General features: G+C 68.5%; 22 protein-coding genes, 1 tRNA gene and 1 pseudogene. 10 read left to right on the top strand and 14 right to left on the bottom strand.

All coding sequences use genetic code 11. The annotated features are described in order from the left end of the window. The first annotated feature begins 63 nt into the window (after positions 1-63). Both ABD678_RS05345 and ABD678_RS05340 read left to right on the top strand, forming a co-directional pair. A complete protein-coding gene (locus ABD678_RS05345) occupies positions 64-1,107 on the top strand; it encodes a LacI family DNA-binding transcriptional regulator (protein ID WP_344754491.1) in 1,044 nt (347 codons plus the stop codon). Positions 1,108-1,404: 297 nt separating this feature from the next. Further along, entirely contained in the window at positions 1,405-3,009 is a 1,605-nt protein-coding gene (locus ABD678_RS05340; RefSeq protein ID WP_344754489.1) for a helix-turn-helix transcriptional regulator, read from the top strand. A 298-nt stretch (positions 3,010-3,307) separates the two neighbouring features. On the opposite strand, the gene rplL is transcribed toward ABD678_RS05340, so the two are convergent. From rplL to ABD678_RS05325, 3 genes are all read right to left on the bottom strand, one after another. After that, a complete protein-coding gene (gene rplL / locus ABD678_RS05335) occupies positions 3,308-3,703 on the bottom strand; it encodes a 50S ribosomal protein L7/L12 (protein ID WP_344754487.1) in 396 nt (131 codons plus the stop codon). Positions 3,704-3,774: 71 nt separating this feature from the next. Beyond that, positions 3,775-4,284, bottom strand: a complete 510-nt coding sequence (gene rplJ, locus ABD678_RS05330; RefSeq protein ID WP_344754485.1) for a 50S ribosomal protein L10 — start codon at positions 4,282-4,284, stop codon at positions 3,775-3,777. A gap of 257 nt (positions 4,285-4,541) precedes the next feature. After that, positions 4,542-5,285, bottom strand: a complete 744-nt coding sequence (locus ABD678_RS05325; RefSeq protein ID WP_344754483.1) for a hypothetical protein — start codon at positions 5,283-5,285, stop codon at positions 4,542-4,544. Between the two features lie 218 nt (positions 5,286-5,503). Between ABD678_RS05325 and ABD678_RS05320 the strand changes: the two genes are divergently transcribed. Beyond that, positions 5,504-6,103 carry a YqaJ viral recombinase family protein gene (locus ABD678_RS05320; RefSeq protein ID WP_344754481.1) on the top strand — a complete coding sequence of 200 codons (600 nt, stop codon included), beginning with the start codon at positions 5,504-5,506 and terminating at the stop codon, positions 6,101-6,103. A gap of 33 nt (positions 6,104-6,136) precedes the next feature. Here ABD678_RS05320 and ABD678_RS05315 read toward each other — a convergent pair. Next, positions 6,137-6,745: pseudogene (locus ABD678_RS05315) on the bottom strand (DUF998 domain-containing protein); the annotation flags it as partial. A 59-nt stretch (positions 6,746-6,804) separates the two neighbouring features. On the opposite strand from ABD678_RS05315, the gene ABD678_RS05310 reads away from it, so the two are divergent. Further along, positions 6,805-7,743 carry an NADP-dependent oxidoreductase gene (locus tag ABD678_RS05310; protein WP_344754479.1) on the top strand — a complete coding sequence of 313 codons (939 nt, stop codon included), beginning with the start codon at positions 6,805-6,807 and terminating at the stop codon, positions 7,741-7,743. Positions 7,744-7,824: 81 nt separating this feature from the next. Here the strand turns inward: ABD678_RS05310 and ABD678_RS05305 are convergent, their stop codons facing one another. From ABD678_RS05305 to ABD678_RS05280, 6 genes are all read right to left on the bottom strand, one after another. Further along, complete coding sequence (locus ABD678_RS05305) at positions 7,825-8,400, bottom strand: GNAT family N-acetyltransferase (RefSeq protein ID WP_344754477.1); 576 nt, start codon at positions 8,398-8,400, stop codon at positions 7,825-7,827. 160 nt (positions 8,401-8,560) lie between these two features. Further along, entirely contained in the window at positions 8,561-9,250 is a 690-nt protein-coding gene (gene rplA / locus ABD678_RS05300; protein ID WP_344754475.1) for a 50S ribosomal protein L1, read from the bottom strand. Between the two features lie 2 nt (positions 9,251-9,252). Next, the gene (gene rplK / locus ABD678_RS05295; RefSeq protein ID WP_344754473.1) at positions 9,253-9,684 is read right to left on the bottom strand and encodes a 50S ribosomal protein L11; all 432 of its coding nucleotides are present in this window, start codon (positions 9,682-9,684) and stop codon (positions 9,253-9,255) included. Between the two features lie 170 nt (positions 9,685-9,854). Continuing rightward, entirely contained in the window at positions 9,855-10,808 is a 954-nt protein-coding gene (gene nusG, locus ABD678_RS05290) for a transcription termination/antitermination protein NusG (RefSeq protein WP_344754471.1), read from the bottom strand. A 76-nt stretch (positions 10,809-10,884) separates the two neighbouring features. Further along, a complete protein-coding gene (gene secE / locus ABD678_RS05285) occupies positions 10,885-11,163 on the bottom strand; it encodes a preprotein translocase subunit SecE (protein WP_344754469.1) in 279 nt (92 codons plus the stop codon). 85 nt (positions 11,164-11,248) lie between these two features. Then, a tRNA-Trp gene (locus ABD678_RS05280) sits at positions 11,249-11,321 on the bottom strand. Positions 11,322-11,552: 231 nt separating this feature from the next. Here ABD678_RS05280 and ABD678_RS05275 point away from each other — a divergent pair. Together ABD678_RS05275 and ABD678_RS05270 are read left to right on the top strand one after the other, a co-directional pair. Further along, the gene (locus tag ABD678_RS05275; protein ID WP_425561950.1) at positions 11,553-12,785 is read left to right on the top strand and encodes a pyridoxal phosphate-dependent aminotransferase; all 1,233 of its coding nucleotides are present in this window, start codon (positions 11,553-11,555) and stop codon (positions 12,783-12,785) included. Positions 12,786-12,922: 137 nt separating this feature from the next. Then, positions 12,923-13,822: a hypothetical protein gene (locus tag ABD678_RS05270; protein ID WP_344754465.1), complete on the top strand. Its 900-nt coding sequence runs from the start codon at positions 12,923-12,925 to the stop codon at positions 13,820-13,822. A 250-nt stretch (positions 13,823-14,072) separates the two neighbouring features. On the opposite strand, the gene ABD678_RS05265 is transcribed toward ABD678_RS05270, so the two are convergent. Together ABD678_RS05265 and ABD678_RS05260 are read right to left on the bottom strand one after the other, a co-directional pair. Beyond that, a complete protein-coding gene (locus ABD678_RS05265) occupies positions 14,073-14,720 on the bottom strand; it encodes a response regulator transcription factor (RefSeq protein ID WP_344754463.1) in 648 nt (215 codons plus the stop codon). Then, positions 14,717-15,898 (bottom strand): ATP-binding protein, encoded by a 1,182-nt coding sequence (locus ABD678_RS05260; protein WP_344754461.1) that lies wholly within the window; start codon positions 15,896-15,898, stop codon positions 14,717-14,719. The genes ABD678_RS05265 and ABD678_RS05260 overlap by 4 nt, the downstream gene beginning before the upstream one ends. Positions 15,899-16,002: 104 nt before the next feature. Between ABD678_RS05260 and ABD678_RS05255 the strand changes: the two genes are divergently transcribed. The 4 genes from ABD678_RS05255 to ABD678_RS05240 all read left to right on the top strand — a co-directional run bounded on the left by ABD678_RS05255 (position 16,003) and on the right by ABD678_RS05240 (position 19,862). Next, a complete protein-coding gene (locus ABD678_RS05255; protein ID WP_344754459.1) occupies positions 16,003-17,652 on the top strand; it encodes a tetraspanin family protein in 1,650 nt (549 codons plus the stop codon). Beyond that, positions 17,649-17,984, top strand: coding sequence for a hypothetical protein (locus ABD678_RS05250; protein ID WP_344754457.1), 336 nt, complete (start codon positions 17,649-17,651; stop codon positions 17,982-17,984). Before ABD678_RS05255 ends, ABD678_RS05250 begins: the two co-directional genes overlap by 4 nt. Before the next feature lie 85 nt (positions 17,985-18,069). Next, positions 18,070-18,990 carry an ABC transporter ATP-binding protein gene (locus ABD678_RS05245; protein WP_344754455.1) on the top strand — a complete coding sequence of 307 codons (921 nt, stop codon included), beginning with the start codon at positions 18,070-18,072 and terminating at the stop codon, positions 18,988-18,990. Next, entirely contained in the window at positions 18,987-19,862 is an 876-nt protein-coding gene (locus tag ABD678_RS05240; protein ID WP_344754453.1) for an ABC transporter permease, read from the top strand. Before ABD678_RS05245 ends, ABD678_RS05240 begins: the two co-directional genes overlap by 4 nt. A 74-nt stretch (positions 19,863-19,936) precedes the next feature. Here ABD678_RS05240 and ABD678_RS05235 read toward each other — a convergent pair whose 3' ends face one another. Further along, positions 19,937-21,106, bottom strand: a complete 1,170-nt coding sequence (locus ABD678_RS05235) for a UDP-N-acetylmuramate dehydrogenase (protein WP_344754451.1) — start codon at positions 21,104-21,106, stop codon at positions 19,937-19,939. Continuing rightward, entirely contained in the window at positions 21,103-21,498 is a 396-nt protein-coding gene (locus tag ABD678_RS05230; protein WP_344754450.1) for a MaoC/PaaZ C-terminal domain-containing protein, read from the bottom strand. Before ABD678_RS05230 ends, ABD678_RS05235 begins: the two co-directional genes overlap by 4 nt. Between the last annotated feature and the right edge of the window lie 25 nt (positions 21,499-21,523).

The raw sequence follows: 21,523 nt of genomic DNA, 5'->3' as shown, positions 1-21,523 counted from the left end.
CCGGTTCCATATCGCCGGGATGCTGGCTATGCTGTGCGTGCAGGGTCCGAGGAGGTGTCGACGATGAGTGCGATCGCCGATGTGGCCCGCATCGCAGGCGTCTCGAAGTCGACCGCGAGCCGTGCGCTCAGCGGCCGCGGCTACGTCTCCGACGCCACGCGTGAGCGGGTCGTGCAGGCGGCGACCGATATCGGCTATGTCGTCTCCTCCAATGCCGCGAGCCTCGTCACCGGGCAGACCCGGAACGTCGGGGTCGTGATCCCCTACGTCAACCGCTGGTTCTTCGCCGAAGTGCTCGACGGGATCGAGTCCACCCTCATCGGCGCCGGATACGATCTGACCCTGTACCGGCTGAGCTCGGACGCCGAACAGCGACGGCGCATCTTCGACTACTTCCTCGTGCGCAAGCGTGTGGATGCCGTGATCGCCGTCGGCATCGAGCTGACCGCGCACGAGGTCGACCAGCTCCGCTCCCTCGGCAAGCCGATCGTCGGACTCGGGGGGGCCATCGACGGCATCCCGACCCTCAACATCGACGATGTCGAGGCCGCACGCCTGGCGACCACCCACCTCATCAGCCTCGGGCACCGAAGGATCATGCACCTGGGCGGAGACCAGGAGGAGCAGATGGACTTTCGCGTTCACGCGCAGCGCCTGGCCGGCTTCCGGCTCGCTCTTGCCGACAGTGCGCTCGAGCGCTTCGGCAGCTTCCGGGCGGTCCCGTTCAGCATCCCCGGCGGGTACACGATGGCGCTTCAGGTGCTGGCGGACCCACGCCTGCGTCCTACCGCGATCGTCGCCGGATGCGATGAGATAGCGATCGGCGTCATCATCGCAGCACGCCAACTCGGGATCCAGGTGCCGTCGCAGCTCTCGATCGTCGGCATCGACGGCCACGACCTGTCCCCCATGTTCGGGCTCACGACCCTCGAACAGTTCCCTGCGCGCCAGGGCGCCATGGCCGCCAACGTCGTCCTCGACCGCCTCTCGGGCCACGCGGAGGAGCCGATCGACAACCGGATCACGATGCCGGTCGCTTTCGCCGTGCGAACCAGCACGACGGCGCCACCCGCGGATGACTCCGCTGGCGACGCCGTCGCCGTCTGATCCTTGCATCCTGCCCCGGCACCATGCTCCGAAGGCTAGCCAGAGGGTAAGACTGTCTAGAGCGATTCGAAATCGGGGTACACGGCTTCTCGGGAGTTCGGGGGACTGCCAGAGATACTGGGGGCGGTGCGTCCTCATTATGGTGGACACGGCTGACCGTTGCAAGTATCCTCACTGTGGGCCCTGGACAGTGCCGTCTGCCGGCACGTGCGGGCATTCTCACGGCACCTGGGCGGGCCCGAGCCATAGCCCCCGGATTCGTGACGGGGCTCATCCGATATGGCGACGGGGTGAATCGTGCAGTGGTCAGGGAGCGTCGAAGAGCTGACGGATGCCGTCGCGCGCGCACTCGAGACCGGTGACCACCATGCCGCCGTCGAACACATCGCCGATCAATGGCCTCACCTGACGAGCTCCCGGGGTCGTGAGTTGCGCGAGCTCATCGAGGGCCTCCCCTTCGACAACTGGAACACCGACCCACGCATCCTGACCGCGATCGGTGCGAGCTATCGTTCGGTCGGTTCGCCGAGCCGCTCGGCAGCGCTCCCCTATTTCCATACCGCCCAGGCACTCCTGGATGCGCAGGACGGCGCCTCTGTCCACACGGTGGCGACGCTCCGAGCGCACCATGCCGCGGCCCTGCGCTCGCTGGGCCGGCTCGAGTCCGCGCGGGAGCTCGCCGACTCCGCCTGGGAGGTGCTCGAGCGCGATGTGACACTGACCCCGGCCAAGCGCGTGGCGGTCCAGGCCGTCACGGCGCTCCAACAGGGGATGATCGCCATCCATCTCGGCGACTACGAGGCCGCGAGCGGCTGGTTGCGCCTCGCGCACGGCCTGAGCGATCCCCACCTGGCGGAGCCGGAGCTCATCGAATGCCTCGCCGGGTTGGGCTTCCTCAAATACACCTCCGGCGACTTCGACTGCGTCGAGGACTTCGTCGCCCGCATGAGAGAGGCCGGTGATCCGCAGGTCGTCGAGAGCCGGTTCGGCGCGCTCGCCCGCATCGCCGAACTGCTCGTCGCGGTCGAACGCAACCATCTGCAGGATGCCGAGGCACTCGCGAAGAGGGTGCGAACGATTACCGAACGCACCGACTGGGAGCCACTAGCCCTCTACGCGACCGCGGCCATCTCCATCATCAACGGACGGTATATCGAGGGGCTCGACCACGTCCACCACGCGCAGCAGCTCATCCGCTCCTGGGAGGGGCCGGCGGCCGTGCGCATCCAGTGCGAGGGAATGCGGGGCACCCTGCTCATGCACCTCGGCGAGTTGACTGCCGCTGAGCAGATCATCTCGAGCCTCACCCCCACCCAGAACCACGCGAACTGCCCCGCGCGCTTCATCGCGGGCATCCGCTTCAAGTCCGGGGACAGCGCCGGATGCCTCGCCGCCCTGCAGGACTGCGAGCGCCTCGGCGAGAGCCACTCGAGCAGGACCATGATCGACGTGCTTCTGCTGAAAGCGGCCGCGAACTACGACCTCGGCAACGAGGTGATCGCCGACATCGCCTTCGATCGGGCACTCCTGTTCGTGAGCAGGACCCGCATGCGCACGCCGTTCACACTCGTCCCGGCGATGACGATGCAGCGGATGCTGGGCCGCGCGACCGATCGCAACCAGCCCGAGCACGTCCACTCGGTGCTCGAGGAGCTGAGGGCGGGGCTCGGTGGGATGAGCGGCACCTCGATCGAGCCGCTCAGCGATCGCGAACTGGATGTCGCCCAGCACCTCTACCTCGACAAGACGCTCAGCGAGATCGCCGCCGAACTGTTCATCTCCACCAACACGGTGAAGACCCACGTGCGCAGCATCTACCGCAAGCTCGCGGCGACCAATCGCAAGGAAGCGGTGCGCCGGGTACGGGAGTTGGGGCTGTACCTGGAAATCACCCCCTACTAACCCGCCCTCATCCTGCATTCCGAACACGGCTGTGGTTGTATGGAGGGCACGGGCGCGACCCGGAGGTTATCCTCCGTGCGGCCCGGGTGTCCGAACCAGGCGGTTCACGCAACCCGAATTGTGAGCCGCGCTGCCCCACCAAGAGCCAGGGATGCTTCGCCGTCGGGCGTCCTGGTGAACAACAGTCGGGATGCTCGTCCCTGATCCCGAGTTTCCCGGCTGAGACGGCAAAGGCGCGGGACATGCCTCGTGGTTAAGGTGTGTCCCGCGCCGCTTCATGCGTCGCCGTGGTGGCGGACTACTTGAGGGTGACGGTGGCGCCGGCCTCTTCGAGCTGGGCCTTCGCCTTGTCGGCGGTCTCCTTGTTGACGCCCTCGAGAACGGTGCTCGGCGCGCCGTCGACGAGAGCCTTCGCCTCGCCGAGACCCAGGCTGGTCAGGGCGCGGACCTCCTTGATGACCTGGATCTTCTTCTCGCCCGCGGCGTCGAGGACGACGTCGAAGGTGTCCTTCTCCTCCTCCTCAGCGGCACCGGCTCCGGCGCCACCGGCGGCCGGGGCGGCAGCAGCAGCAGCAACCGGGGCTGCGGCGGTGACCTCGAAGGTCTCCTCGAACTTCTTGACGAACTCGCTGAGCTCGATGAGGGTGAGCTCCTTGAACGCATCGAGCAGCTGGTCTGTGGTCAGCTTGGCCATTTCTTTCTCCTTGTTTGTACGTTGGTACGTTGTCGATCTGACCCGTCGGACGGTGCCGACGGAGGGGCTGTTTAGGCTTCCTGCTTCGCGCGCAGAGCGTCGACCGTACGGACGGTCTTCGACAGCGGTGCGTTGAAGAGGTAGGCCGCACCGAACAGCGACTGCTTGAAGGCGCCGGCCAGCTTCGCCAGCAGCACCTCCCGGCTCTCGAGGTCGGCCAGTTTCGTCACCTCTGCTGCACTCAGGGGGTTACCGTCGAAGTAACCTCCCTTGATGACGAGCAGAGGATTCGCCTTGGCGAAGTCGCGCAGTGCTTTCGCCACGGCGACAGTGTCTCCGTGGACGAACGCGATCGCGGATGGGCCGGCCAGTTCGTCGTCAAACGAGCTGATTCCTGCCGCATTGGCTGCGATCTTGGTGAGCGTGTTCTTCACCACGGCGTAGGTTGCGTGCTCGGCGATCGACCCGCGCAACTGCTTGAGCTGGGCGACCGTGAGTCCGCGATACTCGGTGAGCAGGGCGGCGTTCGAGTTCCGGAACTTGTCCGTGAGCTCGGCGACCGATGCTTCCTTGTCCGCCATGGCACTCCTTATTGTTGGAGACCGCTCGAACTGGGTTCAGGTCGACGAGTTCAGGCAAAAAAGAATGCTCCGGCGCATGCGCACGGAGCAGGGATTCCGGTATCCGGATGTCTACTTCACACACCTGCGCGGGCGTTCGCTTCTGCGATCCTTCGCGGCATCCCCTTGCAGGCACACCGAACCAGCGGTCTTTGGCTTCGTCAAGACTACGGGATCGGGCTCGTTCCGTGCAAACTCGTCAGGGCCGAAGAACGGTGTCATGGGGTTGGGAGGTCGACGTCCTCGTCAAACTCGTCATCGTCGGCGGCCTTCGACCGCCTCCGCACCGGCAGCAGGACGAACACCGCGAGACCGACGACCACGATTCCGAGGACGAGAGCGGCGATCGCGACGCCGGGCGGCGCGGAACCCGCCGCGTTATCGCCGATCGCGGCATCCGAGATGGTGTGCTGGTAGGCATCCGGGGTCGTCGCCTCGGTCGCTCCCGAAGTACCGGGCACGAGCGGCGTCAACACGTCCCCGTCGATCGCGAACCAGGCCTTGCGGGCCGGGTCGTGCACGAGCAGCGACTCCGCCGGGGCGGCAGCAAGCGCGCGGGCGAGTTCGGGCGGGTCGAAGGCCGCGAGTTCCGGGGCATCCAGTGCGGGGTTGATCCACACGGTCGCGAGCCCGAGGACCGCGCCGCGCACGCTCACCGACGCGACCCAGTTGTTGGTGAGCACCGTCGGCACCTCGGTCTGCCTGCCGGCCAGGAAGTCGGGCGTCCATTCGAGTACGCGGGAGATCGGACCCACCGTCGTCGTCGCGTCGAAGTCGATCCCCTTGGTGACCCCGTCGCCGGACCCGTACAGGTCGATGAGCCGCGGGATGAGCCCATCGGCGAAGTAGTCGGCCACCTGCTGCGGCGTCTTCGGCTGATCGGCGGCGAGGGCGGGGGAGACCGCGACCCCGCACAGCAGGGTGAGGAGCAGCACGCCCATCGCGGGCAGCAGCTTCCCCATGGTCGCAATTCTCACGTCGGGTCCTTCGGGTGCGGGGGCTCCCCTAGTCTGTCACTTCAGACCCCGACTCGGCGGCATCCGGGGGTTTCTGGCTGTCGACACGATCGACCCAGGATGCGCGGGTGTTTTCTTCTCGCGCGGGATGAGTTCGACCCGCGCGAGAAGAAAACACCCGCGCGAGGCGTGCCGGGGACGGTAGCAGGGGAGAGAATGATCGGGTGAGCGTGCAGCCGGCCCTCTGGGGAGACCCCGTCCCGGACCATCGCGCTCGCATCGTCGCGCGGTCCACCGACCGGGTCGCCTGGCTGCGTGCCCGACGGCGCGGCGTCACGGCCACGGATGTCGCCCGCCTCTCGAGCGAACGCGCGCTCCAGGCCGTCGCCTTCGAGAAGGTCAACGGCAGCAGCTTCACCGGCAACGCCTACACGGACCACGGCCGAGCGCGCGAGCCGGAGATCGCCCGCTGGGTGCGCTCCGTCTACGGGATCGACCCGAGCATCGACCTGTACCACGCCGAGCACAACGACGCGCACCTCGCAACGCCCGACGGCATCCGGTTGCGGGAGGGAGCCATCGAACTCGCCGAGATCAAGACGACCGCGAAGCCGTGGCGCAGCATCCCGCGCAGCTACCTGCGGCAGGTCTGGTGGCAGCAGTACGTGCTAGGTGCCGAACGCACGCTCGTCGTCTGGGAGCAGCATCGCGACTTCGTGCCGGTCGAAGCCGAGCCGCGCGTGCGGTGGGTCGACCGGGACGACAACGAGATCCACCAGCTCATCGGGCTCGCCGACCGCCTCCTCGAACTGCTGCGCGGCTGACCCGACGGCGACGAGGGAACCCCCGAGCACACCGAGCCAGGCGAGCGCGATCGTCGTCGCGACGAGCTCCAGCACGCTGCCGACATCCGTGCCGAAGCGCGCGAGCGAGAGGATGCCGCCGGTACCGGCGACGGCCGCCACCGCGATCCCGCTCGCGAGCGAGAAGCGCCGCAGCGCCCGATGACCGACCGCGAACGAGCACTGCAGCATGGCCCAGCAGGCCGCGGCGAACGCGAGAACGGCGACCGAGGTGTGGATGAAATCCTGCCAGGTGAAGCTCGGGCCGTAGGGCAGGGGGCAGCGCGCCGTGCAGGTCACCTGGGAGGCGACGAGGAAGAACGCGCATCCGACCCACAGCGAGATCGCGGGCGCCCAGGCCCGCAGCAGCGGCGCGATCGTGCGGATGCGGCGGCCGGCCCACGCGATGAGGCTCCCGCCCACGACGATGAGCAGCAGTGCCGCCCGGAACCACTCCGCCGTCGGCTCCCCCGTCGCCCCGAGCTCGCTCACGTACATGACGCGGGGCACGGTGAGTCTGGCGCCCCAGATGATGACGAGCGCTGCGGCGACGAGCGCACAGCCGAGGAGGGCGAGGTGGGCGTCGAGGCTCCGGCGACCGGCAGCCGGCAGGTTGTCGGTCACAACACCATGCTATGGCCTGCGACTACGGTGGTGTGATGGACCAGATGCACGCAGTCGCAATGAACACGATCGGAGGACCTGAGGTCCTCGTCCCGACAGACTTCCCCCTGCCCGTGCCCGCCATCGGCGAGGCACTCGTGAAGGTGAGCGCGGCGGGGGTGAACCCGATCGACGCGAAGACGCGCGCCGGGCGAGGGGCTGCCGGGCTCATCCGCGAGTATCCGGCGATCCTCGGGGTCGACTTCTGCGGCACGATCGTGCGACCCGCCTTCGACACGCATCCGTTCCAGCCGGGGGACGCGGTCTACGGAATGGTCTCGGTGCCGCGGCTCTCCGGGAGCTACGCGGAATACCTCACCGTGCCGGTCGTGGCGATCGCCCGTGCACCGCGAACCGTCACCGAGGCGCAGGCGGCAGCCGTGCCCTGCGCAGCACTCACCGCCTGGGGCTGCATCGTGACGGTCGGCCAGGTCGAGCGGGGCCAGCGGGTGCTCGTCCATGCGGCGGCCGGAGGGGTCGGGCACTTCACCGTACAGCTCGCGAAGCGAGCCGGTGCGCACGTCGTCGCCACCGCATCCGAGCGCAATGTCGACTGGCTGCGGGAGCTCGGGGCCGACGAGGTGATCGACTATCGCACCACCCGCTTCGAGGAGGAGACCGGCGACCTCGACCTCGTGGTCGACCTCGTGGGCAATGTGCACGACGACACGGGAACACGCTCGCTCAGGGCGATGCGCCCGGGCGGACTGCTCATCAACGTCCCGACCGGCAGCTGGCCCGAATTCCGGGCGGATGCCGCTGCCGCCGGCATGCGCGCGACCGACATCAAGGCGCTCTCCGACACGGCATCGCTCACCGCGATCGCCGAACTCATCGACGCCGGCGAGCTCGTGGTGCACGTCGACCGCGAGTTCCCGCTCGACGAGGCCGCGGATGCGCACCGCCTGCTCGAGGAGGGCCACACGCGCGGCAAGATCGTGCTGCGGGTCGCCGACTGAGGCCAGACGGCTGGGGTCAGGTCGGCTGAGGCCAGACGGCTGGGGGTCAGGCCGGCTGGGGTCTGGCAGCTGGGGCTCGACTCAGGAATCGGCGAGCACGAGCTCCCTGACGAAGTCGCTCTCCCACCGTTCGCCGAGGCGGAACCGCTTGGTGCCGACCGTGACGAACCCGCTCTTCTCATAGAAGCGGTTCGCCCGCTCGTTCTGGTTGTTGACTCCGAGCCAGAGGCTCGCCGCACCGCTGTGGGCTGCCTCGCCGACCGTCGCCGTCATGAGCACCTGGGCTACGCCGCGCCCGTGCTGTCCCGGCATGACATAGAACTTGCTGAGCTCCACCGTGGGACGCCGGATGACCGCTGCCATGACATCCGGATCGTGCGGTTCCTCGGCGATGAGCATCGCGTAGCCGGCCGGCTCGCCGGCGAACTCGGCGATGAGGAGGGTCCGGGCCGGGTCGGCGAGGTAGCGCGCGAACGCGTCCGCGGTCAGGTGTGCGGCGATGAACGCCTCGATGTCTTCGGACTTGGAGTCCGGCGGGCAGGCGAGGGGAAAAGTGGTCGCGGCGACCTCGTGCAGCACCGCGGCATCCGCCGCACCCGCCCGGCGCACGGTCGGCTCCGGTGTGAACGAATTCGAAGGAGATTCACCGCTCTTCATGACTGTGACAGCCTAAATGGCCCGACACGCGTGTTACTCCTTCGAATTGGTTCACGCGACAGCGGTGGGCGGATGCCGGGGAGACGACGAAGGGCCCCGCCCGGAGGCGAGACCCTTCGCTCGTGCTCTGCTGGAAAACTGTCTGTCAGAGAGCTTTCTGTCAGAGAACCGTGACGTCGAGCGGGATGCCGGGGCCGAACGTCGTCGACACCGTCCCCTTCAGCACGTAGCGGCCCTTCGAGGAGCTCGGCTTCGCGCGCGCGATCTCGTCGAGTGCCGCCTTGGCGTTCTCCGCGAGCTGGTCCTCGGTGAAGGAGGCCTTGCCCACGATGAAGTGCACGTTGGAGTGCTTGTCGACGCGGAACTCGATCTTTCCGCCCTTGATGTCGGAGACGGCCTTCGCCGGGTCCGGCGTGACCGTGCCGGTCTTCGGGTTGGGCATGAGGCCGCGGGGGCCGAGCACCTTGCCGAGACGACCGACCTGGCCCATGAGCTCCGGGGTCGAGACGGCGGCGTCGAAGTTCGTGTAACCTCCGGCGACCTTCTCGATGAGCTCGGAACCGCCGACCTCGTCCGCGCCCGCAGCGAGCGCGGCCTCGGCGGCCGGCCCGGTGGCGAACACGATGACGCGAGCCGTCTTGCCCGTCCCGTGCGGGAGGATGACGGTGCCGCGCACCATCTGGTCCGCCTTGCGCGGGTCGACGCCGAGCTTGAGCGCGACCTCCACAGTGGAGTCGAACCTGCTCGAGCCGGTCGAGCGGGCGATGCCCACCGCCTCACGCGGGGTGTAGTACCTGCCGGCCTCGATCTTCTCGGCAGCAGCGCGGTATGCCTTTGACTTGGTCGCCATGATTACGCCTCCACCGTGATCCCCATCGAACGGGCGGTGCCCGCGATGATCTTCTCGGCCGCCTCGACGTCGTTCGCGTTGAGGTCGGTCATCTTGGTCTCGGCGATCTGGCGAAGGGCATCCTTCGAGAGCTTGCCGACCTTGACGGTGTGGGGCGTTCCGGAACCCTTCGGGACTCCGGCGGCCTTCTTGATGAGCTCTGCGGCCGGCGGGGTCTTGAGGATGAACGTGAACGAGCGGTCCTCGTACACGGTGATCTCGACCGGGATGACGTTGCCGCGCTGCGACTCGGTCGCCGCGTTGTACGCCTTGCAGAACTCCATGATGTTGACGCCGTGCTGGCCCAGCGCCGGCCCGATGGGCGGTGCGGGGTTGGCGGCGCCGGCCTGGATCTGGAGCTTGATGAGCCCCGTCACCTTCTTCTTGGGTGCCATTTTTCTTCCTTTACTGTCGAACCGGGCGGATGTCCGTCCAGCTCTCCCGCGTCCGGTATCTCCGGGGCGGTGATCTTGAATTCTATCTGGGGTCTCGATACGCGGCTTCGCCGCTACTCGACCTTGTGCCGGCTCGCATCAACGCTGCTGTGCAGCATTGACCCGAACCGCTACAACTTCGTGACCTGGTCGAACGAGAGCTCGACGGGGGTCTCGCGCTCGAAGAGCGAGACGAGCACGGTGAGCTTGCCGCTCTCCGGCTTGATCTCGCTGATCGAACCCGGCAGGCCCGCGAACGAGCCCTCCTTGATCGTGATGGTCTCGCCGACCTCGAAGTCGACCTCCTGCGGGATGGTGCGCGCCGCGGTCTTGCCGCCCTTCGCGCCGCCGCCCTTGGTCGGAGCCTCGACGATCTGCACGAGGCTCTGCAGCATCGAGAACGCCTCCTCGAACCGCAGCGGGGTCGGGTTGTGCGAGTTGCCCACGAAGCCGGTGACGCCCGGCGTGTGCCGCACGACCGACCAGCTGTCCTCGTTGAGGTCCATGCGCACGAGCACGTAGCCCGGGATGCGCACGCGGTTCACGAGCTTGCGCTGGCCGTTCTTGATCTCGACGACGTCCTCCATGGGCACCTGCACCTCGAAGACGTAGTCCTCCATGGCCATGCTCACGCGACGGTTCTCGATGTTCGACTTCACGCGCTTCTCGAACCCGGCGTAGGAGTGGATGACGTACCACTTGCCCGGCTTGGCCTTGAGCTCGGCGCGGAAGTCCGCGTAGGGGTCGACCGCGTCCTCGTCGGAGGCCTCGGCATCCGCACCACCGGCATCCGGACTCGTCGAATCCGAATCGGTCGACGCGGCGTCGGACTCCGACTCGGTGGCGGCCTGCACGGCATCCAGTGCCGCCTCGAGTCCCGCCTCGACATCGACACCGTCGGTGCTGGCGCCGTCGGTGCTGACGCCCTCGCCCTCGATGTGCAGGGCGCGCTCCTCGGCGGGAACAACCGAGGCGATCTCCTCGGCGAGGATGTCGCCCTCCTGGGCCTCGTCCTCCTCAGAGGACTGCTCAGCCGCGGTCGCGAGGTCGACGTCCTCGAGCTCTTCGAACTCTCTGTCAGGCACTGATTCTCATTCCATTTCCGGTGACCCGGCCGACGGGCCGATCACACGTGCAAAGTCGCGCCGGTGCGCGAAGGTACTACTGGGTCGGACCGTCACCGAAGACGTAGCCGACGCCTGTTCCGAACAGCAGGTCGAGCAGCGAGACGATCGCCATCATGAAGACCACGAACACCAGGACGACCCCCGTGTAGCTGATGAGCTCCTTGCGGGTCGGTGTGATGACCTTCTTGAGCTCGTTCATCACCTGGCGCAGGAACAGCCTGATTCGCCCGAACGGCCCGCGCTTCTGGGCACGGTCCATCCTGGCGTTCGCGACGATGTCCTCGCTGGGCTCGTCGACCACTCTTCTCGCCACAGTGACTACCTTCCGGATGGTGCGCAGCCGGCCAAGGTGACCGGACGTGCTCGCGCTGTCACGAGCGGTTGCCCGTATCCAGCTGCAGGGCGGACAGGACTCGAACCTGCAACCTGCGGTTTTGGAGACCGCTGCTCTACCAATTGAGCCACCGCCCTCAGCAGTGCCAAAAAGCCACAGTCTCGCGATTCACGCCCGAGGGGTTCTGCCAAAAATTGGCGCACGAAAGCATGGCAGATTTCAACTACCTCGCTCCAGTGTAGGCGACGCGGTCGCCCTCGCGCAAAGCCCGCGGATGCCGTTCCGCCTTCCCGAGAATCCTGCGCCATCCGGCCTCCGTCGCCCGGCCTCCGTCACCCGGTCTCCGGCTGGGTTCGTGCTTTAAGCTGATGCTCGTGACCAACGAACACGCACGCATCTCTCGCAGAATCGCCGCCATCGCCGAATCCGCGACGCTCAAGGTCGATGCGAAGGCGAAGGCCCTGCAGGCGCAGGGCCGCCCGGTCATCTCCTACGCAGCGGGCGAGCCGGACTTCGTGACGCCGTCGAACGTCGTGGATGCCGCATCCGCCGCCGTTCTCGACCCCCGCAACTACCGCTACACCCCCGCCGCCGGCCTGCCGGAACTGCGCGCGGCGATCGCCGAGAAGACCCGGCGCGACAGCGGCCTCGCCGTCGACCCGGCGCAGGTCATCGTCACGAACGGCGGCAAGCAGGCTGTGTTTCAGTCGATCGCGACGGTCGTCGACGACGGCGACGAGGTCATCCTGCCGGCGCCGTACTGGACCACCTACCCCGAGGTCATCAAGCTCGCCGGCGGTGTGCCGGTCGAGGTCTTCGCCGGCGCCGACCAGGGCTACCGTGTGACGGTCGAACAGCTCGAGGCGGCGCGCACGCGGAAGACGAAGCTGCTCGTCTTCGTCTCGCCCTCCAACCCGACCGGAGCGGTGTACTCGCCGGAGGAGACCGCCGCGATCGGGCGGTGGGCGCTCGAGCACGGCATCTGGGTCATGACCGACGAGATCTACCAGAACCTCGTCTACTCGCCGGCCGACTCCCCCGACTCCCCACCGGTCAGAGCCGTCTCGATCGTGGAGGCCGTGCCGGAGCTCGCGAACCAGACACTGCTCGTCAACGGGGTCGCCAAGAGCTATGCGATGACCGGATGGCGGCTCGGCTGGATGGTCGGCCCAGCGGATGCGATCAAGGGCGCTGCGAACCTGCAGTCGCACCTCTCGTCGAACGTCTCCAACATCTCGCAGCGGGCGGCGCTCGCCGCGCTCACCGGGCCGCAGGAAACGGTCGAGCTCATGCGCCAGGCCTTCGAGCGCAGGCGCAACGTCATCATCGAAGAGCTCAACCGGATCGACGGTCTTCACGCGCCCATGCCGGAAGGCGCGTTCTACGCCTACGCGGATGTCAGGGGGCTGCTCGGGCGCGCCTGGGGCGGTGTCGTCGCCACCACGTCCCTCGAGCTCGCCGACCTCATCCTGGAGCAGGCGGAGGTCGCGGTCGTGCCGGGCGAGGCGTTCGGGCCGAGCGGCTACCTGCGGCTCTCCTACGCGCTCGGTGATGAGCCACTGCTGGAGGGCATCCGGAGGCTGCAGGAGCTCTTCGCCTGACGGCTTGGTCCCACGGCGGTCGCATGCAAGGGCCTCGAATGGCCCTTTAGCGCCCCCGGGAAGGGTCAGATGAGGCCCTTTCGCGGGCTGTGGATAGTCGACCTGGCCGCGGTGGAGGCTGTGGCACCCTGTCGGTCATGCCTCGCATCGGCCTCCCAGCACGCCTGATATCGGAACCCTTCACCACGGAACAGGGCCACGCGGCCGGTCTCGGCACGAAGCGGATGCGCGGGCCCGATCTGCACAGGCCATTTCACGGCATCCGCACGCACCGACCCGCCACGACGATCGAGGCGCTCGCGAGAGCGTTCCAGTGCGGGGCGCCAGGGCACGTCTTCGTCTGCGGGGTCTCCGCCGCCGTGATCCTGCGGATACCACTTCCCGCCCGTCATGAACGCTCCCGGATTCTTCACGTCGCGGCGCCGGCCCCGCACCGGGCGCCGAGAGGTCGCGGCACCGCCGGCCGAAAGGTGCAGATCCGCGCCGACGAACTGTGGATGCGGAACGGCATCCGCATGACCACTCCCGAACGCACCTGGTGCGACCTCGCGTCCGTACTCTCCGGGCCGGACCTCGTCGCGGCGGGCGACTACCTCATCCATCACGAACTCCCGCTCACCAGCCAGGACGCGCTTCGTGCGGCCGTTGACGGCTGGGGCGGCCGCGCCGGAGCCGGACGGCTTCGGTGGGCCATCGAGCGGCTCGACGACCATTCCGAGTCACGCCGCGAGTCGATCCTGAGGGTCCTGGTGCTCGGAGCGCGAATCTCGGGGGTCACGGCGAACGAGTGGATCGTCACGTCGGGCGGATATCGATATCGGGGCGACCTGGTCATCCGAGGGAAGAAGGTCATCATCGAGTACCAGAGCCGCTTCCACGATGGGACGAAGGAGTTTGCCGCGGACATGACGCGCATCTCGCGACTTGAGGCGGATCACTGGTACGTGCTCCAGGTCAACAATCGCGATCTTGCCGATTCAGGTGAACTCGTCCAGCGCATCCGGAAAGTGCTCGCTGATCGGTCCCCGAGCTGCTGACTCACTGACGTCCTGACCCACCGAAAGGGTCCCAAAACGCCCTTCAACACGCCCGGGAAGGGCACTTTGGGACCCTCTTGCGTGGGGTCAGAGCAGCCTGCCCCGGAGGTGAACTCGTGGCGCCAGGAGAGCTGCAGCTTGCGCAACATGGCCCCGCCGCTACGCCATTGACTCGGTGAACCACCAAAAGGGTCTCAAAGTGACCTTCAACATGCCCCGGAAGGACAATTTCGGCCCCTTCTGCGAGAGGTCAGAGCAGCTTGCGCTCGAGCGCCCAGGCGGTGAGCTCGTGCCGGGAGGAGAGCTGCAGCTTGCGCAGCACGGCCGAGACGTGCGTCTCGACGGTCTTGATCGAGATGAAGAGGTCCGCGGCGACCTCCTTGTAGGCGTAGCCGCGGGCGATGAGCCGCATGACCTCGCGCTCGCGGGCCGAGAGCCGGTCGAGCTCGTCATCGGCGACAGCCTGCTCCCCGGCGACGGCGCCGAACGCATCCAGCACGAAGCCGGCCAGGCGCGGCGAGAAGACCGCGTCCCCACCCGCGACCGAGGCGACCGCCGCGCTCACCTCCGCCCCGGAGCTGCCCTTCGTGATGTACCCGCGAGCGCCGGCGCGGATCACGCCCACGACATCCTCGGCCGAATCCGACACGCTGAGCGCGAGGAAGCGCACGCGGTCCAGCAGCGCGGCGCTGCTCCGGATGACCTCGGCACCTCCGCCTCCCGCGCCCCCCGGCAGGTGCACGTCGAGCAGGACGACCTCCGGCTCGAGGGCGGCGATCTGCGCGACGGCCGAGCCGACATCCGCCGCCTCGCCGACCACGTCGATCGTGTCGTCGAGGTCCGCCCGCAGCCCGGAGCGGAAGATCGAATGGTCATCGACGATCAGAACGCGGGTCACGGTGTGGGCTCCCGCTCGCTGTCAAGGTGCAGATGGACTTCGGTGCCGGCCCCGCCCGCACCCGGCGACACCCGTGCGGTTCCCCCGACTCGCAGCATCCGGCCGATGATCGACTCCCGGATGCCGAGACGGTCGTCCGGAAGGCTCGCGAGGTCAACTCCCGGCCCGCGATCCCGCACGAAGACGTCGGTTGCGGCGGGGGAGGTCTCGAGATAGACCGACACCTCGCCTCCTGCATGACGTGCCGCGTTGAGCATGGCCTCGCGGGCTGCTGCCACGATCGCAGCGCTCGCAACGGTCGTCTCGCCCGTGGTGACGACGTCGATCCTCACCGGGTATTCGAGTTCGATCTCCGAGGCGATCTCGCGCAGTTCGGTGGCGAGGTCTTCGCTCACCGGACCGGTTCCCGCGAACAACCAGTCCCGCAGCTCCCGCTCCTGCGCCCTCGCAAGGCGCGCGACCTCACTGGATGCGCCGGCGCGGTTCTGGATGAGCGCGAGGGTCTGCAGAACGGAGTCGTGCAGGTGCGCCGCGATCTCCGCCCGCTGCTCCTCGCGCACGCGGCCGGCGCGCTCCGCGAGCACCTCACTCCACAGCGTCACGACACGCGGGATGAAGAGCACCCCGCTGCCCAGCACGATGAGGAGTACCGCGACGACCGCGGTGAGCGCGGGCGGTTCGCGCAGGAGCAGGACGATGCCGAGCAGGATCATGAGGCCGGCCGCCGTGCTGCGGACCACGACCCCGTATCGCGCGCTGCGGCCGGGGTCGCTGCGATCGAAACCGAGGCTCCAGGCGACCGCCGCGAGGGCGAACAGGACGGTCTCGAGCGCGCCCGGGACGAGTGGCGTCGGCAGCCCGTACCGCGGGACGATGGCCGCAACGAGCGCCGCGACGCCTGCCAACGAGACGAGGATGGCTGCCCCGGGGACCGCGCGGCGGACACCGCTGTCGTCGTCGACATCCGCGGGACGCAGCGGCGTGAGCGCCCATAGCCAGAGGTAGAGAAGGATGCCCGCACCGCCGGCAAGGACGAGCACGACCAGCAGCACGCGCACCGTGGCGACGGGCCAGCCGAGGTGCTCGGCGAGTCCGGCGGCCACCCCGGAGACGATGACCCGACGCGGCCGGGTCATGAGGCCCGGGCGGGTCGTGGCGTGCGCGGAGGTCGTGGTCACCCTTGAATCCAAGCACGTGCGGCGCCAGGGTGGGGGTGCACTCAGGGTCGAATCAGGGTGAACCCTCATAGAGGCGGATGCCGCGGGTGCGGGAGCATTCAGACATGGCATCCTCGAAGACCCCCAAGGCTGGCACCGCAGAACCGGACGACACCGGCGAGCAGCCGCCCGCCGCATCCGCCACCGAACCCACCTCCACCGGATCCTCCGCGACGCCTCCAGGCCCGCGACAGGGCAACCGCTTCTTCTCCTGGATACGGGGCACCGGCATCCAGCGCCAGCCCGGCTGGCTCGGCGGTGTCGCGGCCGGCATCGCGGTGCGACTCGGGATCGATCCGATCATCGTGCGCGGCATCATCGTCGTCATCGCGGTGCTCGGCGGCCCGGCCCTCCTGCTCTACGCGGCCGCCTGGCTGCTGCTGCCGGACACGAACGACCGCATCCACGCCGAGGAGCTCGGCCGCGGGCGCTTCGATCCGGCCCTCATCGGCATCGGCATCATGACGCTGCTTTCGCTGCTCCCGCTCACGCAGGGCTTCTGGTACGCGGGCGCGTTCTACTGGGGTGACCTCTCCTGGGCCTCCTCCCTCGGCCGCGTGCTGTGGACCGCCGTGATCCTCACCGCCATCGTGCTGTTCGTGATCTGGATCGCCCGCCGCGCGGACAGCAACCCGATCGTCACACCGGCGACGACCGACGACCAGCCGGACACGATTCCGGTTCCCATCGTTCCGGATGCCGGCCTGGCGGCGGATTCCGCCGGGAGCGCGACCACCCACCCGGTCGTGACACCGGATGCAGCGGCAGCCCCGGCCGGTTCCGCGGCGTTCGCGGCGCCCGCCCCACCGCCCGCCCCCGCGGCGGGTGCCGGTGCAGACGAGCTCGAGGCGTGGAAGCAGCAGCAGGCCGAGTGGAAGACTCAGCACGCGGAGTGGAAGACCCAGCGGGCGGCGACCGAGCGGGAGATCCGCGAGCAGAGGGCCGCGGAAGCCCGCGAACGGGCGCTGGCCGCATCCGCCGAGCATGTGGAACGGCGACGGCTGAGGCGATTGGCGAATCCGCGCATCAATGCGGCGACGGCGTTCAGCGTGCTGGGCGCCGCCATCGTCGGCGGCGGCATCGCCGCACTCGTGGCATCCGGAACGCCCGCGCTCGCCGGGTATGAGGTGACGGTCTCGCTCGCGGTTGCCGCGATCGTGCTCGGGGTGGCAATCATCGTGGCCGGCCTGTGTCGTCGGCGCAGCGGGGTGCTGGGATTCTTCGCCGTGCTCGTGTTGCTCGCAACCCTCGTGAGTGCGACGGTCCCGCGCGATCGCGTGCTGCTCTGGCCAGGTTCCGGTTACGGTGTCGGTGTCGGGGAGTCCGCACGGTATACGCAGCTGTTCGGCAACCTCTACCTCTCGACGTACGCAGGAGCCCCGGCCGGCGTGACCGATATCTGGCAGGGCGCCGGGACGATCGAGTTCGAGATCGCCGACGGGGCCGGGGTGCGTGTCGAGCTGAGGTCGCGATCCGGCAACATCTACCTCTTTGAACGAAGGGATGACGACGGGGACGGCAATAGCGAGTACGACAGAAGCCCGGCGACGCAGTCGACGCACAAGGTGGGCGATGAGTGGGTCTGGACCGCCGTGATCGGCGTCGACTCCCCCGACATCCCGACGCTGCGCATCTGGCAGGGCGCTGGGCAGATCTACCTCTACGACCAGAGCATCACGACACCGACCCCGACCGAGGAAGAGGTCGCACCATGACCGACACGACCGAATTCGCAACGACCGACGACACCGGGATTGAGACGCCTCGCGCGGACACGGCGGATGCTTCCTCATCCCGGGTGCGCCCGCGCATCCGATTCGGGGCGATCGCGTGGGGCCTCATCGTCTGCGCGATCGCCGGGGCAGTGCTCACCGTGATCGGCACACCGGGTGCGCGGTCGGCGTTCGCCTCCTGGCTCGGTTCGCTCACCCCCGGCGGATACGTGCTCATCGGGGTGCTCGTGCTCGGCGGCCTCATCCTGCTGTGGGGCCTGCTCGGCGTCATCCGGCGCCTCCAACGCCAGCGGTCGAGTCGCCCGATCGGCTGAGGGCGGGCTCGACCCGATCGGTGGGTACCGAAGCCCGCTCAGCCGGCCGTCACCGTCGGGTGGCGTGACGGTGCAGGATGGTGCAATGACCGATCCCGACAACGTCGTGAGCGTGCGCGACCTTCGCAAGACCTACGGCGCTGTGACCGGTCTCGACGGAGTCACCTTCGACATCCGGCGCGGGGAGACCTTCGCCCTGCTCGGGCCGAACGGCGCGGGCAAGTCGACGACGATCGAGATTCTCGAGGGCTACCGCGACCGCACGAGCGGCGAGGCGAGCGTGCTCGGCGTCGACCCGCAGCACGGCGGAATCGACTGGAAGGCACGGCTCGGCATCGTGCTGCAGAGCACCGGCGAGAGCGGCAACGTGACGGTGCTCGAACAGCTGACCCACTTCGCCGGTTACTACCGGAACCCCCGCCCCGTCGGCGAGGTCATGGAGGCGGTCGGCCTGACGGGCAAGGCGAAGACCCGCATCGGCAACCTCTCCGGCGGGCAACGACGGCGCGTGGATGTCGCCCTCGGCATCATCGGACGGCCGGAGCTCCTCTTCCTCGACGAGCCGACGACGGGCTTCGACCCGCAGGCACGGCGCCAGTTCTGGGGGCTCATCGACGGGCTCAAAGCGGATGGCACGAGCATCCTGCTCACGACCCACTACCTCGACGAAGCCGCGCACCTCGCCGATCGGGCCGCCGTCATCAACGGCGGACTCATCGTGGACATCGGCCGCGTCGGCGAACTCGGCGGTGCGGATGCGCGCATCCCCGTCGTCCGCTGGCGTGAGCGGGGCGCGTTGCGCGAAGAGCGCACGACCGAGCCGGCGGCTCTCGTGGCGCGGCTCCACGCCGAGCACGGAGGAGAGCCGGACGGGCTCGAGGTCATCCGCCCGAGCCTCGAGGACATCTACCTCGACCTCGTCGGCGCCGAGCGCATCGGATCCGACCCCCTCGATGCCGCCTCCCCCGACACCGATACCACTAGCCCGGAGGCGACACGCGCATGACCACGACGACCGCGGCGCAGCCGCCGACCACGCCGCCCGACCCGCGCATCCACTCGATCGGGCGCAGCATCCGCCTCGGCCTCTCCCGGGTCGGCTACGAGCTCAAGGTCTACGCGCGCCAGGGCGACTCGGTGTTCTTCACGTTCCTGTTCCCGATCCTCATGCTCTCGATCTTCGCGGTCGCGTTCAGCAACGCGGGCAACATCGGCGCGGCGCCCGACGGCACGGGCGGCATCACCTGGGCGGCCTTCTACCTGCCCGGCATGGTCGCGGCGGGCATGCTCCTGAGCGGCGTGCAGAACCTCGGGGTCGACATCGCCGGCGAGAAGGGCGACGGCACGCTCAAGCGCCTCGGCGGTTCGCCCCTGCCGGTCATCTCCTACTTCATCGGCAAGATCGGCATGGTCATGGTGAGCGCCGTGCTGCAGGCGGCGCTCCTCCTCGTGGTCGCGAGGTTCGCGTTCGGCGTCGAACTGCCGACCGACCCGGAGAAGTGGCTGCTGTTCGTGTGGGTGTTCCTGCTCGGGGTCATCACGAGTTGCGTTCTGGGGATCGCGCTGTCCGCCCTGCCCCGCAGCGGCAAGAGCGCGACGGCGGTCGTCATCCCGATCGTGCTGCTGCTGCAGTTCATCTCCGGCGTCTACCTGCAGTTCAGCATGCTGCCGGAGTGGCTGCAGAACGTCGCGAGCGTCTTCCCGCTCAAGTGGATGGCTCAGGGGATGCGCGCGGTGTTCCTGCCCGAATCGTTCGCGGCGCTCGAGCAGACCGGCGACTGGAACCTGCCGTGGGTGGCGATCATCATGGGCGTCTGGTTCGTCGTCGGCCTGTTCCTGTGCCGGATGACGTTCCGCTGGATCCGAAAGGACTCCTGAGCGCCCGTTTGTGCGCAGTTCTGGTCGGTCTGGCCGGCGTCATTCCGACCAAAAGTGCGCACAAACGGTGAAGGTCAGAGGCTCAGGCCGACGAGCTGGGGCTCCGGCTGCAGGCGGATGCCGAACTCGCTCAGCACGCGCAGGTGGATGTAGCGGGCCAGCTCGGCGATATCGCTGGCGGTGGCGCCGCCGCGGTTGACGAGCGCGAGCGTGTGCTTGCTGCTCACCGCCGCGCGGGAACCGGGCAGCGAGAACCCGCGCGTGATGCCGGAGCGCTCGATGAGCCAGGCCGCGCTGAGCTTGACCGGGGACTCAGGTGCGTCGGGGTCGATGATCCAGCGCGGGGCGGCATCCGGGAGCCCGCGGGCGAAGTTCTCGGAGACGATCGGGTTCGTGAAGAAGGAGCCGGCGCTCACCGAATCCGGATCGGCGGGGTCGAGGAGCATGCCCTTGGATGCGCGCAGCCCCAGCACGGCGGCGCGCGCGGCGGCGAGTGGCACGCGGTCGCCCGCGGTGGCGCCGAGGGCGGTGGCTAGTTGGTCGTAGGCGATGGGTGCGCTCAGTTCGCTCGCCTCCAGCCTGAGGTCGAGTGAGAGGACGACTCCGCGGCGGCCCGGGCGGTCTGCGGAGCCTTTGAGGGCTGAGCTGCGGTAGCCGAGGCCGAGGTCGGATGCGGCGAGCCGCATCCGCTCGCCCGTCCCGGCGTCGAGGAAGTCGATCGAGTCGAGCACCTCGGAGAGTTCCTGGCCGTACGCACCGATGTTCTGCACTGGGGCCGCGCCTGCGGAACCGGGGATGCCGGAGAGTGCTTCGATGCCGGAGAGCCCGTTGTCGACGGCGTGGGCGACGACGACGTCCCACGGTTCGCCGGCAGCGACCCGCAATATCACGGAGGTTCCCTTCGTGACGCGCTGCGCGCTTCTCAGGGAGCGGTTCTCGTCGCCGCTCCCTGAACTACCGCTCCCTGAGGAGCCGACGAAGTCGGCGTCACGAAGGGAGTCCCCCGCTGGCCCGACCCGCTCTATCCCCCGCGTCAGCACCCGGATGACCGTCCCGTCGAAGCCTTCGTCCGCCATGAGCAGGTTGGAGCCGCCGCCGAGCGCGAGCCAGGGCTCGCCGCTCGCCCAGGTCTCGCGGGCGGCCTCGACGAGCTCGTCGGTCGTCTCGGGTGCGAGCAGCTCTCGCGCCTCGCCGCCGACGCGCAAGGTCGTCAGCTCGGAGAGCCTCTCGCCCCCCTGCGTCATGCCGATCCTGTGCGGATGCGCAGCTGCGCCTTGCCGAGCACGGTTTCGTCGGAGAACGTCACGGTCAGGTCGATACGCGCCCCGACGTCGTCGACGGCGCCGACCTTGGCGACCACGCGCACGAGTGCGCCATCCGTCGCGTCAACGAGCACGGGCCGCGTGAAGCGCACCTGGTAGTCGGAGACGAGTCCCGGGTCGCCGATCCAGTCGACGACGGGCTGTGCGGCGATGCCCATCGTGAGCATGCCGTGGGCGAGCACGCCGGGCAGGCCAACGCTCGTCGCCACGTCGTCGCGGTAGTGGATGGGGTTGAAGTCGCCGGATGCCCCCGCGTACCGCACGAGCGAGTCGCGCGTGAGGTGGAACTCGCGCTCGGCCACCACCTCGCCCACCGTGAGCCCTTCCCCAAGGGCCCCA

Origin of the sequence: Leifsonella bigeumensis, from assembly GCF_039537265.1 — a bacterium.
GTDB classification, from domain to species: domain Bacteria; phylum Actinomycetota; class Actinomycetes; order Actinomycetales; family Microbacteriaceae; genus Terrimesophilobacter; species Terrimesophilobacter bigeumensis.
The sequence above is the reverse complement of the archived record's forward strand: the minus strand, read 5'-3'. Positions and strand labels throughout refer to the sequence as shown.

Coding starts and splice junctions, on each gene's coding strand:
- rplJ (WP_344754485.1), bottom strand. CDS start 4,284: ATGGCGGACAAGGAAGCATCGGTCGCCGAGCTCACGGACAAGTTCCGG.
- ABD678_RS05250 (WP_344754457.1), top strand. CDS start 17,649: ATGACCGACACGACCGAATTCGCAACGACCGACGACACCGGGATTGAG.
- rplK (WP_344754473.1), bottom strand. CDS start 9,684: ATGGCACCCAAGAAGAAGGTGACGGGGCTCATCAAGCTCCAGATCCAG.
- ABD678_RS05240 (WP_344754453.1), top strand. CDS start 18,987: ATGACCACGACGACCGCGGCGCAGCCGCCGACCACGCCGCCCGACCCG.
- rplA (WP_344754475.1), bottom strand. CDS start 9,250: ATGGCGACCAAGTCAAAGGCATACCGCGCTGCTGCCGAGAAGATCGAG.
- ABD678_RS05245 (WP_344754455.1), top strand. CDS start 18,070: ATGACCGATCCCGACAACGTCGTGAGCGTGCGCGACCTTCGCAAGACC.
- ABD678_RS05305 (WP_344754477.1), bottom strand. CDS start 8,400: ATGAAGAGCGGTGAATCTCCTTCGAATTCGTTCACACCGGAGCCGACC.
- rplL (WP_344754487.1), bottom strand. CDS start 3,703: ATGGCCAAGCTGACCACAGACCAGCTGCTCGATGCGTTCAAGGAGCTC.
- ABD678_RS05255 (WP_344754459.1), top strand. CDS start 16,003: ATGGCATCCTCGAAGACCCCCAAGGCTGGCACCGCAGAACCGGACGAC.
- ABD678_RS05235 (WP_344754451.1), bottom strand. CDS start 21,106: ATGACGCAGGGGGGCGAGAGGCTCTCCGAGCTGACGACCTTGCGCGTC.
- ABD678_RS05270 (WP_344754465.1), top strand. CDS start 12,923: ATGCCTCGCATCGGCCTCCCAGCACGCCTGATATCGGAACCCTTCACC.
- ABD678_RS05275 (WP_425561950.1), top strand. CDS start 11,553: ATGCTCGTGACCAACGAACACGCACGCATCTCTCGCAGAATCGCCGCC.
- ABD678_RS05310 (WP_344754479.1), top strand. CDS start 6,805: ATGAACACGATCGGAGGACCTGAGGTCCTCGTCCCGACAGACTTCCCC.
- ABD678_RS05325 (WP_344754483.1), bottom strand. CDS start 5,285: ATGGGGAAGCTGCTGCCCGCGATGGGCGTGCTGCTCCTCACCCTGCTG.
- ABD678_RS05345 (WP_344754491.1), top strand. CDS start 64: ATGAGTGCGATCGCCGATGTGGCCCGCATCGCAGGCGTCTCGAAGTCG.